Below are 12,622 nucleotides of genomic sequence, written 5' to 3' on the forward strand. Positions count from 1 at the left end.
CCGATCTCCCGTTGTAGCGTGAAACCAAAATTTGCAGAATTTGAAAGCAATATTTGCAGCAGACGGTTTTTCGAATTCATCCTGCGACGCGGCGCTCGCGGAACGAAGGCATGACCGGAACGTCAATGGACGAGTCGATCAAATCGACGACGCTCTTGCCCCCCTTGATCGGCAACATCATCTCGCGCTGAGTGAGGTCCCTGGGCTTGCGATACGCATCGAGCTTGGACTTCTTCCGGCCGATCGCGGCGGCCGTCACCGTGTCGAGCATGGCCGGCACGTTGATCGTCGCGCCCGCAAACATCTCCGCCACGGTGATGATCTGAACCGCCGGAATTTGCCCGATAAATGTATCGATTTTGCCGAACTCCCGCGCGGCGTCGCGCATGCCCTTGGTCGGTTCATGAGCGCAAATGAGCACGCCGATGGCCTTGTCGTCCCGGGTCAGTCGACGCTGGGTTTCGACGGTTCCGCCAAGGTCACGAACCATCCCCGGATTGAGATTTCGGCCGCCCTTGACCGAAACGATCCCGCGACTGCGGTCATCGCTGGCTGTGAGATAGTAGAAGCTTCCGTCGATCCCGCCGTCGCCCCGGAACTTGCCTGAGTGCATCGCCCCGAGCGCCGTGACAGCCCATTCCTCGAACTTGAAAGGATGGTTCTCGGCCAGCCAGAGCGCGCCATCGGCGCTCTTCGGGATGCCGAACACGTCGTATTTGATGCCCGGAAAATGGTGTTTTAAACGGTCTTGAACAACGTGCATAGACTGGACTGCCACGTCGATGCCGATCCATTTGCGGCCGAGTTCCTGCGCGGCGTGCAGCGTGGTGCCGCAGCCGCAGAACGGATCCAAGACGACGTCGCCCTCATTTGACGACGCTTCGATGACCCTCCGCAGGAGAGCCAGAGGCTTTTGGGTCGGATATCCCAATCGCTCTTTGGCCTGGGAGTTCAAGGGGGGGATGTCTTCCCAGCAGTCACCGATTGGGCTCGTTTCGTCTTGCTTGGGGCGCAGCTTGCGCCTAGGCGACCCGGTCTTGGTCCACGCAAGATTGCCAGCTTCATCTAGCCTGATGAGTTCTGAGCGCTTCATGCGCCAACCAGCAGGCCCAGGAGTAAACCCCTTGTACTCGTACACCAGATTTGGCCTCGGGCCCATACTATTGGAACAAAGGACAGGTCCGTCGGCATAAGCTCCCAAGTCATCCTGGTACGGATATTTTGCTTCAATTTCCGCCTGCGAAAGCGGAACCCTCACTCGCTCGCCATGGAACTCGGCGGCGGCGCTCTTGGAATAAAAAAAGATCGCGTCGGTGCAAGGCCCGTACCGTTTCATTCGATGTTGAGACCCCTTGGGATTTCTTGAGCGAACCCAGGTCAGTTGGTTCCGGTACCCTTCGACGCCGAAAACGCCGTCCAGGATCACCTTCAAATAGTGGCTCGCGGTAGGATCGCAGTGCAGGTACAGGCTGCCGGTCTTCTTCAGGACCCGGTGCAGCTCGACCAGGCGGGCAGCCATCATCGTCAGGTATGCGAGCATGTCATTGGTGCCAAGGATCAAGCGCAGAGACATCAAGACGTCTGCCGTCTTGCCGGGCGTCGCAATGACTTCTTCGAACGCTTCGGCGGGGACATCGCCCCAACTCCAGGTGTCATCAAAGGTCGCGATCTGCGAGTCCGACCACCTGGTCTTGTCCGGACTCTTGAACAACAGGTTATAAGTAGCGTTCGAGTTGAACGGCGGGTCGAGATAGACGAGGTCGACGCTCTCGTCGGCCACGTACTCTCGCAAAATGTGGAGATTATCTCCGAAAAAAAATGCGTTGTTCATCAATTTGCCTCCGCCCCCCGGCGACGCGGGACTAATAAAGCACGCGATCGGTCTTGAATTATGGCACCGGGCCAAACATCCCGTTAATTGTGCCGAATTTGCAACCTTCGCATTCAACTCATCGCACGAAAGCGCGAAAAACACCTTCGATCACATAGGTAGCAAAACACAGCATGGTGGGCAAAGCCCCCCATTCATCAGTAGTTGCCACCGATCACGTACCATCCATCTGCAGCCACGCCGTCCGCGGTTGTCAGGCGCTGCAGGGTGATGAAGGCGCCGTTGGTCATCGCGATATTCGAGCCGCCCAGATAGAAATCGTCACCGCCCGCCTGGCTTTGGTCGATCAGGTTCCAGCCACCGGTCGAAATGATCTTGACCGTCTGCCCGCGCGAGTAATTGTCGATTGCCGCCAGATCGCCGTTTGCGCGGTGAATGTAGCTGGCAAAGGCGACCTGGGTCAGCGGATTGCCGACCGTCTGTTTGTGCCTTCCGGGCTGGACCCCGTCGATATCCATCCCCGACAGGTCGGTGTCGTCGGTGATGCTGATCTTGGATTGCGTGGTAAAATCGATCCGAGACATCCGGCCACGCAGGAACATCGGGTTCTGATTGTCGTTCACGACCACCTCAAAGCTGTTGTTCGGGCTGCGGAAGTCGAGGCGATCGAAGTCGAGGTTACGCACTTCGTTCGGGCTATTCTGCGACACCTGGAGCGACGTGCTGGCCGAGTTGACGTTGCCGCCGCCGTGCCAGATCAGCTTTCGGTTCCCGGTGATGTCCGCCGCGTTGCAGTTGTCGCCGCGCACGTTGATCAACTCCACGGTCACGCTGCTGGTCGCAGTGTGGGTGCCGCTCTGGCTGCCGGACGTCGCGATGTCCGACCCGCCCGGCGTGGCCGTGATCCGGAAACTGTCCTCTTCGAGGCCATCCTCGCTCACGTAGTAGATAGTACCAGAGGTGATCCCTGTGGGCAGCGCGCCGGTGGTCGAGAACGTCACCGGACGGCCCGCCGTCAAGTTGTGACCCGTCCAGCTGACCACGCCCGGCGTGGCGATGGTGAGCGTGACGGTCGCTGTCGGATCGTCCCCGCTGAGCTGGAAAAGTGTCGCGTTCGGCGAATCTTTGACCGATATGTCCCTGAGGTATGTGCTCCCGTTCAGTAGGAACGGCAGGCAGTTCGCGCCGGTGATATTCCGGACAACACCGTCCGATGCCACGAACTCCTCGGACTGGCGAACGCCGTCCTCGCCAGTGCCGAAAGCATTCACCACACCGTCAAATTCGAAGCCTTCGAGCTTGACCCGCTTCGAGCTGTAGAAATCGAATGCGGAACTGCCCGAAGCCCCGCCGCGCGCGATCGCGCGCAGGCCGCGCGCCACGACTTCGGTGCAAGCGGCAGGTTCCAGCCAGTCCCCGACGATCACGCCCGCCTCGTCCACCATCTCCACGACGCCCCATTCTGCATAGGCGAACCCGGAGCACTGCGGCCCCTCACCGCAGTCCTTGCAATAGAGATCCTTCAGAATGACCCGCTCACCCAAGCCCCCGTTAGCCAGGATATCCTGGCCGAGCAGAACCGGGTTGGAAAAGTGATCCTCCAGCCGCAGGCCGCCGCCCACAAAGTAAGTGCCAGTCGGGCTACCCGCCCCGAGGCTGGAAATGATGTTCCCGTTGGCGACCTGAGCGTAGCCCCCGGTCCAGCCGGTCTGCCCGGCCGTATTGCCAATGATCCGACCGAGACCATGGACGGCCACATTGCTGCGCGCATTCGCCCATGAGATGATTTCGACGGGCCCGTTGGCATCGGTCTGCTGACCATCGGCCAGCTTGAGGGTTGTGCCCGGGTGCGGAATGAAGATCTCGATATTGTCGCAGGGGATATAGATCGAGACGCGGCGCGTGGTCTTGGCCGGATTGTCGCCGGTGTCCTCCAGCAAATACGTGCCCGGCTCACCGAAGATAAGCCGCCCCCCACCGAGACCATCAAGATAGCTCAGCGCTCGGTTTGCGATCGCACCGTTGAGAGTTCCATTGTCGGCGGCACCGCCGAACTGCTCGACCTTGACCTCGCGGGAAATCGACACCGGCTTGTACCGCGCGCCGTCGGCGCCCACCAATACCGCCGGCGGATTGCTGGCGCTGGTTGTATCGGCCGGGTCATAGGCCCATTGACCGCCAAGGCCGTCAAATCCTGCATATCCTCCCTTGAGGCTCAGCACGCCCACGCCGGCCGCGCGGGTATAGCTTGCCACGTCAGCCATGGTGTCCAGCGTCTCGGTCGCGACCAGGTCGGCCGCCGCCTCTGCCGCTGCCGTCGCGGCCTGTGCATCGGCAATGATCTGCGACAGGTCAGCTATCTCGATTAAATGAAGGTCGGAGACCTCGGTGCTGCGCAGCGTCTCGACGGCCGTGGTGCCATCGTCGCCATAGGTCTGGATGAACGGGCAGGCATAGACCGCCCCGGATGGTGGGGCGGTCACATTATCAACTGCCAGCTGAGACACCCGGGCCGACAACTCGATCAGGCCCGACGAAGTGAGCGCGTCGGATTTTGTGGCCAGCGTCTCGACCGCACCGATCAACTCCTTGTCTTCGTCCAGCCATGCCGCGCGCAGCAGGATTGCGTGGTTGTTCGGATCGCTCGGGTTCGATGTCCGCCGGAACCGCGCCGTAAACTCGATCACGTCGTTGTTGAGGGCAACTGGGTGTCGCGCAGAAACCACGCCCGCGCCTGCTTGGACAAAAGCCAGCCCCGCCCCTGAAATAACCGTTCCGCCGCTCAGCGACGTCTTGTCGGCGCCTTGGCCAATATAACTGGTGGCGAACGCGTCCGGGTTGTCCCCAGGACGGTCGCTCGGTGCGCTCCCCATATCGGTGATCGTGTCCGCTTTGTCTTTCAGTACGGCAAGCAGACCATTGATCTCCGACATTTCGTGCGCGTGCGCGAAGGAGGCATATTCAGCGCGGTGCCAGTTCCCGTCGAATGTATCGGTCGCTGCATTGTCCACGAGGCAGATCAGAAGGTCGCTCTTGGAAAACTCCTCGCTATCCACTGTGCCAGCCGCACTGACTCGCCAAAAATCTCCCTTTTTGGCGCTCGACGGGAAAGCGTCGGTCGCCGGGTTCCATTCGCCTTGGAAGTCTTCCGGCGCCGCCACCGAAAACAGAGTTTGGAACGTATCTGTGGCTGCCAACTGCGCGGCCAGGTCTGCAACCGTCTGGCGGACCGTGCCGGAGGCAGACTCGCCCAGAATATGAGTGAGAGCGGATGCGAGGGTGAGCGTTGTGGTCGATTGGCCAGCCATGAAATGCCCTTTATGCGCGTTAGAGAACCCGCACCGACACTGGCCCGTCGAGCACGCCGGGAACATTCGCAACATTGTGCGGCGCGACGTAGTACTCGTAGAGCGCCGCCGGGATGCAGACCGAGGTCTCGAGGAAGCGCACCACAGCTGTCACCGTGCCGTCGAAATCCGCGCTGGCCTCCAAGGCAAAGCCTGTGGGCGCGCTGGCGGCGCTGTCGGCGTCGAGCGTCTGGCTGAATGGGCCATTTGCCGCGATCGCCGTGCCCGCGACCTCGTCGGAGCCGGTCAGGATCGGGGTGATCGTGCCCGCGGTCCGGCCACTCACCGTCAGGGCGATCCGCTGCTGGCCTGCGAGCGCGCCGGCGGCCTGAGACAGCCGGCCGGTGCTGCCTGCAGTGTGGGTGGCGTCGCCGGTGCCGATGTTCCAGCCGGTGCCCTCGGTCCAGTCGTCGGTGGTTGCAAAATCGCCATTCAACGCAAAATCAACGCGTGTTGAATCGCCGTCGATTACGGTGGCGAAGGTGCCAGGCGTAACCGAAACGTAGTCGCCAACGATGTGCTCGGAGCCCAGGGTCTCGCCGTCCGGCACCCGGAAGAGCAGGATCTTCGACCAGGCGGGATCGGTCACCGGAATAGTGAGCGTGGCGTGGCCAAGGCCACCCTCAACGGTGATCTCGTCGGAGGGCTGCGGCACCGCAGCGTCGGCTTGGATGAGCTGGCTTCCGATCGCGGTGTAGGCGCTCGGCGTGCCGTCGGCCGCCTTGGCCCGGGCGCGGTATTCTATCGTCTCACCGCCGTCGAATGGCCCCAGCTCGATGCCAGCTTCGGCGGCCGAGATGATCTCGATCGTCCAGGCGACGTCGCCGGCCTCGCGGTACTCCAGCTCGTATTCGGAGACCGGTGCCGTCGAGGCGAGCCCGGGCGCCAATTCGATCAACAGCTGATAGCCGACGACGAACTCGCTGCCGGAGAACTCTGAGGTGTTGACGATCAGCTCGGCGGTGACGAAGCGCGGCACCTGTGGGGCGATCTCCGAAAGGTCGATTTCCTCGCCGACGTAGCCGGTCCAGGGCGGTGGCACCTCGGCGTCGGTGAGCGTGTCGATCTCCGGCGCGGCGGCGATCATGTGCACCACCTGGGCAAACTCATCACCGGCCTCGATCCCCCGGATGCGCAGCGCGCGGCTCTCCTCGCCCAGCAGGCCGAAGTGGGCGATCTCGCCGATCCGCGGCGCATCGATCGCGGATTTGGCCAGCACGATCGACGACGTGCCGGCGCGGGTCACCAGCGGCACGACGACAGAGCTGCCGATCGCATCTTCGGCGTCGGTGTAGGTGCGGTAGCGCAGCGCATAGTCGGTGCCGGTCTCCATGGTCACCGGCTCGTCGAGGGTGATCATCTGGCCGTCGGCGGCGCGGATGCGCGCGGCGGTCAGGGTGCGGTCGAGCACATCGAAGGCGGCCATCACCGTGTCGCCCCGGGTGGCCACGCGAGCGCCGCCGTCCTGAAGAGCCGAGAAACTGTCGGGCCGATGGATCAACTCGTACTGCCGGCGGCGGGCCTCAATCCAGACCTCGTCGGGGTCGGTCTTGCCGATCATCGGCAGATCCTCGGTCAGGGTGATGTCCCCCTCGTGGTCTGGCCAGGGGATGATGCGCTCGGCCAGTTCCCAGTCGTTGGTCTCATCTCGGAACTCGACTCGGAACGCATGCGGCGGCTTGAGGTAATTGCGCCGCCAGCGGAACTCGCGGGCATTGCGCGGGCTGATGTGATCGACGACGGGATCGCCGGGCCGATCGATGACCACCCCCCATTTGACGCCGTCATGGCGCGGGGTGGCGCGGCCGGCGGCGCAGATGGTCAGGAGCATCTCGCCGAAGCTCTGGGGCTGCTCGTGGATGTGGTCGTATTTGAGGCCCTTGGCGACACACCACTCGTGCCAGTCCTGCAGCTGCTCAAGGTCGATCTCGGCGTCCGAGACCGGCCATGGGTTCTGGTCGCCCTGCAGCGCCGTGCGATAGGCGGTGGCCGGGTTGCGGCTCTCCTGCTCGGTCCAGGTGGTGCCGTCCCAGTCGAGCGCCTGGCGTTCGACCACGGCGTTCACCGAATCCAGCGCGCCGCTCAGCTGCTCGGAGGCCTTGATCCGGACGCCCAGGAGCGCGAGCGGCTTGTCGAAGTTAAGCGGGTGCTCCGGCCGGAAGCTCTGGATCGCCGCGAGGATGACGGTCCGCGACTGGCGCGCATCCTCGCCCTGGGTTGTCAGACGCATGACCTCGAACTCATACTTGCCGCGCGCCGGCAGCTGGGTGCGATACTGGCGGAAGAACGGTTTGCGCTTCTTGGCCTTGAAGGAAAGCGAAATCATGTCGGTCCAGGTCTCGGTACCGACAAGGCGCTGGCGGATCCGGACCTGCACCTCGGTGGTCTTGGTGTCGCCGTCGTCATTCACCTGGAAAAGCCCGGAGGGAAAGCCGAAGATGAAGGCCACCTCGGTGGCATTGCCGGCGCCCTGGCGCACGATCGGCTTGTCGGTCCAGACGCCCTCGATCCTGGGCCGGGTGAGCTCGACGCCCTCGCGCTGCTCCAGCACCTGGCGGGGATAGAGGGTCACCGGATCGTCATCCGTCCGCCCTTCGAAAAGCTGCAGCTCGACGTTGTCATACTCGTCGATCGAGGTGTCGCCGATCCGGATGTCGGAGACGGTCAGCGGGCCGTAGCCGAAGGTGAAGAGCGCGGTGACAAACTGATCGTCGCCGACGATCGTGGTATAGGGCGGCGCTGCAAAGGGCGGCGCGGTGCGCATCTTGCCCACGGCAAAGGGGATCGGCTCATTCGGGCGCGCCGTGTTCTGCCAGCCCTGAATGGTATAGGTCTGACCGGGTTTCGAGGGACCTTCCGGAGGCTGGATCGGGATCAGCGCGTTCAGCAGCATGGTGCCGGCAACGGTCAGCCCGGCGGTGATCAGCCCGCCCACCAGCGTCTGGCCGAGCCCGGCGGTGGGCACGATCGCGGCCGCCCAGAACTGGCCCAGGGCCATGGCCGCGACCGAGATCACCACGGTCAGCACCGTGCGCATCGCGTTGTCGCCTGCCGGCACCATGCGCAGTATGACCTGGACCTCGGGCTTGGGCCGCACGGTTGGCCAGAAGCGCGGATGCACGACGGCGACGTCGGCCGAGGTCACCATGAGCACCCGCAGGCCCGCCAGTTCCTCTTCGGTCGCCGCCGGAAACGCCCGCTCGATCATCTCGGAGATGGTGAGCCCGGCGGGCACCTCGACCGAGCGGACCTCGCCCATGTCGAGGACCGGGATCGACGTGGTCGACATCAGTTCACGGGTCATTGAACCGCCCCTTCAACGTATCTGAAACCGCCCCTGAACCGGTGCTGCCAGCGGCCGGTGCGATAGTGTTCGAGCTTGGCGCAGTCATGGCCCTGGACATGCAGCATCAGCCGCGCGTCGAGGGCGATACCCACATGGCTGCGCCACCGGCCAGCGCCGAAGGTCAGCACGTCGAAGGTCCGGATCACATGCGACGGCACCCATGGACCCCGGGCCTCTGCCGCGTTGATCAGCCGTGAAACTTCCGCCACCTCGCTCGGATCGGCGTAGGTCCCGGCATAGCTCGGCAGCTCGATGCCCAGTTCCTCGCGATAGACCAGCTCCACCAGCCCCCAGCAATCGACGCCCTGCCAGCCCCGACCGAGCTTTGCGGCCGGCAGTCCGACGTATCTGTCTGACCAGCTCATCGGAAAAGCCCCGGGAATCGCTGTGCCGTGAAGCGATCCATGGGCACGGTCTCGGCCTCTATCTCTTCGCGGGTGATCACCAGTTCGACGATCTCTGCATCGCCGTCGGCCGAGGTCATGTGAAGCCCGCGCGCCTCGCGCTCGATGACGTCGGGCGTCTCAGCCATGACAAGGGCCATGTTCACCGTGGCGGGCGTGGTGAAGGAGCGCAGGAGCTTGGCGATGTCATTGTCGACATTGGCCAACGTCAGCGAGAATGCGGTGGGCGCGTCTTCCTGATCCGAGGGCAGCGTGGCCGAGACCAGGACGAAGAAATAGGGGTCGGTCACCGGGTCAGCACCGTTCCAGCGCGAGCGCGTGCCATAGCGCAGCGGCTCGACAGAGAGGCGCTCGGTCGGGTCGGTCGACAGCCGCACCGGTGCCGACAGCGCCTCGTGGTCGATCGAGATCAGCATGACTTCGACGGCAGCGCTGTTAGCCTGTTCATGCGCGGTACGGGCGTTGATCGAGACCTCTCTCATGGCAGCACCGCCACCTGGAAGGCGATCTCGAACTCAAGCTGACCATAGATCGCCTCACTGGGCGGCTCGGTGATCAGGCAGAGCCAGTTGGCCGAGATCAGGAGCGGCGTGCCGTCCTCGGTAGTGAGCGGCGTGCCGTCTTCGGTGAGCAGCTGCCAGCCGTCGGTAACCGGGTCAGGCATCCAGAACGGCAGGCTGCCCTTCTGCAGGGTCTCGTCGAAGAACTGGTCGAAGTAGCCTTTCTGAAACCGGCTGCAGATGACGGACAGCGCCACCATCCGCGCCGTCGAGGAGAACCGACGGCGAAACCCCGGCGGACCGGTCTCGGCATTGCGGCGGATGCGCGCCTCCTGCGGCGATGCCTGGTACCCGGTCCGCGTGGGCTTGGGCAGCTGTGAGGGCCAGACGGGCACTGTCATCTCTTGGTGCCCCGCGGCTTGATGCCATAGCCCTGGCGCAGCTGCCGGCGGGCACCGCCGCCCGGCGTGGCCATCGCATCGCCCACCATGTCGGCCAGCACCATCTTGTAGGCCCGGCCGCCGCCAGGCGCCGCGACCTCTTGAACCTCTCCGGCCACCGGCGCCGAAGACCGGTTCTCGACGGTGAAGGAGACCGCCAAGGCGCCGCCGCCGCCCGAGCCGCCGCCACCGACCATCCCGCCCTGGGCCAGTGTCGGGAACTCTTCGCCAGCGTTGATCCGTTCCAGCAGGCCGCGATTGCGCGCCGTGGAACGGGCGTTGACCACATACTCGCCGTTCGAGGTCCAGGTCAGGTTGTCGTCAGAGGTGCCGCCACCCTTGCCGTAGATCATGCCGCCGGCGGCCCGGGCGTCGATGCTGCGCCATTCGGTGGGCCGCTGGGCGCTTCGCCTCGGTGTGGTGTCCACCATCCCGCCGGCCGCGAGCCTCTGCAGAGCCGGGTCTTCGCCGACGATGCCACCGGCGGCGCGCGTCTGTGGCGCCGCGCCACCCTTGCCGAGCAACGAGCCGGCCACCGCGTCTGCCAGGCCGGTGAGAAGACCCGTGCCGCCGAACAATCCGGCAAGCGGCCCCTCCCCCAGCAGGATCGCCTGGAAGACCATGTCAGCCAAGGCCTCGACGGCGCGGTTTGCCGCTGCGGTCAGGGCGTCGACGCCCTGTGTTGCGCTGGTAAAGAGGTCATAGCCCTCAGACTTCAGGAAGTCGGTCAGCTCGCCCTTGCGCTCCAGTGCCTCTTCTTCATCGGCATGCGCCTCGATCAGGTCGCGCACCGCCGCACGTTCGGCGTCGGTTGCCGCTTTGAGCACCTCGCGGTTGCGCAGCATTTCCTTCTGGATCGGATCGGTCTCGCGCAGGATCGCAAGCTGGTCTTCGAGGGTTCCGATCAAGTCGGCAACGGCGTCGCGCTCCTTTTGCGCTGCGCTCGCACCTCGCCCTCCGGTACGGCCGCGACGCCCAGAGCCCCCGCCCGCCAGGGTGCTCTGAAGCTTCCGGTACTCGGTATCCGCCGCATTAGCCGCCTGGTTCAGACGCTCGGCTTCCTCGGCTGCCGTGCGAACATCAGCCTCTGCGGCCGCCAGTTCACCGGCACGGCCGCCTGAAATGAGCCCATAGCCACCATCGTCGAGGCTTTCGCGAAAATCAATCACCGCCTCGCCGCCGGCGCGGGCCGCCGGATCACCAACCGTGTCGAGCCGGTTCTGAGCCCGCTGGGCCGAGACCCGCGCCGAGGCGACAGCAGCGCCCCGCAGCGCATTCATCTGGGCAACAGCCGCCCCGAGGTTGGCAGCCATTGCCGAAGCCGCGCTGGCCCCGTCCCAGATGCCTGAAGAGACGTCGATGCCAGAGATTGCCTGAAGGATGCTCAGTGTCGCCCGCGCTTCTTCAGTCAGCGCCTCGGATGCCTCGTAGGTGGCAAGCGTCTCCTCGAGGACGGCCCGTTCGGCCGCCGCACGATGCGCGGCGACTTCGGCGCTGTCTTCACCATGTTGGGCGATCAGGCGTTGCAGCTCGACCTGGCTCTCCAGCTCACCCAACATCTCGCGCACCGCCGCGACATTGGCGTCCGACTCGATACGGGTCTGACTGTAGAGACCGTAGATTTGCTCAAGCGCCGCAGCCTCACGATCGCGTGCGCTCTGCAGGAATGCCTCGCCCTGGATGCGCGACTGGTAATACTGCTGATAGGCTTCCAGCTGGGCGGTCGGTATCGCTCCTTCAGCGGGTTCCAGGGCTTCCATCTCGCGGAGCTTCAGCAGCAGTTCCTGAAGGGCGAGGATCCGATCGTTCTCGGACTTGGTGATCTCTCCCGAGGCCTGCGCGGCACGAGTGTAGCTGCCAATGAGGGTTTCGACCGCCGCCGCTTGCTGTGTCACCGAACCATCGGCTGCGCGGGCCAATTCGGCGTAGTCGCTCAACACCTCGTTGACCATGCCCCTGCGCGCACGAATGACTTCGGGATCGGGGTCGAACAGCGAAACACCGAACTCTTGAGCCATTCGATGGAGTGCTGACTCGTCGCCGCGTCCGAAGAGGCTCTCATCGATGTCTGCTTCGATCCTTGCCTTGATCTTGAATGTGACATCGCGCCGGGCAGCGGCCTTTTGTTCCTCCAGAAGCCGGCGCACTTCGCCGGCAGCTTCGCCGAACTTGGCGCGAAGCTCGTCGGTCCCCACTTCGGCTGCGTTGGCAGCTTCGGTGTAGGCGGACATCGCCTCTTCAAGTTCGCTCAGGATCTCCTCAAATGTCTTCGCTTCCTCGGCGCCACTGGAGAACCATTGCGTCATGGCACCGGCGGCAGCGATCGAGCCGATGGTGATCAGGTTGATCGGGCTCATCATCGACATGATGGCCCCGCCGACAAGACGGAAGGCGTCCTTGCCCTTCACGCCCATCTGGCCCCAGACCTGGTTGATCTGGGTGCCCTGCTGGATCGCCAGCTGCATCGGGTCCTGCCCGGCGATCAGCATGGTGAGGACGTCGTTGCCCTGTGCGACGAGGTTGCCCATTGAGCCGGCGGCACGGCGATTGGCGTCGGCCATCTCGTCGACCTGGCCACCGGCACCGCTGGCCGATCCGCCGAGCGTGCTGACCCCGCCGGCCGCCGTGCGGCTTTTGCGACCGAGCTCGTCGCTGGCCTTGGCAGCGCCGCGCTGGGCCTGCTCGACGCGCTTGACCTCCTGAACGGCTGCCTTGCCGTCTGCGTCGATCGTCAATGAGACCTTGAACGTCATT

At 64.1% G+C, this 12,622-nt stretch carries 7 protein-coding genes; all 7 read right to left on the bottom strand.

Annotated features, from left to right (window positions below; genetic code table 11):
- Window positions 1–76 precede the first annotated feature (76 nt).
- The 7 genes from PVW49_RS09875 to PVW49_RS09905 all read right to left on the bottom strand — a co-directional run bounded on the left by PVW49_RS09875 (window position 77) and on the right by PVW49_RS09905 (window position 12,621).
- Window positions 77–1,831, bottom strand: coding sequence for a DNA methyltransferase (locus tag PVW49_RS09875; protein ID WP_048532373.1), 1,755 nt, complete (start codon window positions 1,829–1,831; stop codon window positions 77–79).
- A gap of 197 nt (window positions 1,832–2,028) precedes the next feature.
- Entirely contained in the window at window positions 2,029–5,139 is a 3,111-nt protein-coding gene (locus PVW49_RS09880; protein WP_148562866.1) for a hypothetical protein, read from the bottom strand.
- A 19-nt stretch (window positions 5,140–5,158) separates the two neighbouring features.
- Window positions 5,159–8,482 carry a host specificity protein J gene (locus PVW49_RS09885; RefSeq protein WP_048532374.1) on the bottom strand — a complete coding sequence of 1,108 codons (3,324 nt, stop codon included), beginning with the start codon at window positions 8,480–8,482 and terminating at the stop codon, window positions 5,159–5,161.
- Window positions 8,479–8,889, bottom strand: coding sequence for an NlpC/P60 family protein (locus tag PVW49_RS09890; protein WP_048532375.1), 411 nt, complete (start codon window positions 8,887–8,889; stop codon window positions 8,479–8,481). Before PVW49_RS09890 ends, PVW49_RS09885 begins: the two co-directional genes overlap by 4 nt.
- Window positions 8,886–9,410 carry a hypothetical protein gene (locus tag PVW49_RS09895; protein ID WP_048532376.1) on the bottom strand — a complete coding sequence of 175 codons (525 nt, stop codon included), beginning with the start codon at window positions 9,408–9,410 and terminating at the stop codon, window positions 8,886–8,888. Before PVW49_RS09895 ends, PVW49_RS09890 begins: the two co-directional genes overlap by 4 nt.
- On the bottom strand, window positions 9,407–9,829 hold the full coding sequence (locus tag PVW49_RS09900) for a hypothetical protein (RefSeq protein ID WP_048532377.1): 423 nt from the start codon (window positions 9,827–9,829) through the stop codon (window positions 9,407–9,409). The genes PVW49_RS09895 and PVW49_RS09900 overlap by 4 nt, the downstream gene beginning before the upstream one ends.
- A complete protein-coding gene (locus tag PVW49_RS09905; protein WP_048532378.1) occupies window positions 9,826–12,621 on the bottom strand; it encodes a phage tail length tape measure family protein in 2,796 nt (931 codons plus the stop codon). The genes PVW49_RS09900 and PVW49_RS09905 overlap by 4 nt, the downstream gene beginning before the upstream one ends.
- Window position 12,622: the final 1 nt, after the last annotated feature.

The sequence above is a fragment of the Marinovum sp. PR37 genome (genome assembly GCF_028807375.1).
GTDB lineage: Bacteria > Pseudomonadota > Alphaproteobacteria > Rhodobacterales > Rhodobacteraceae > Marinovum > Marinovum algicola.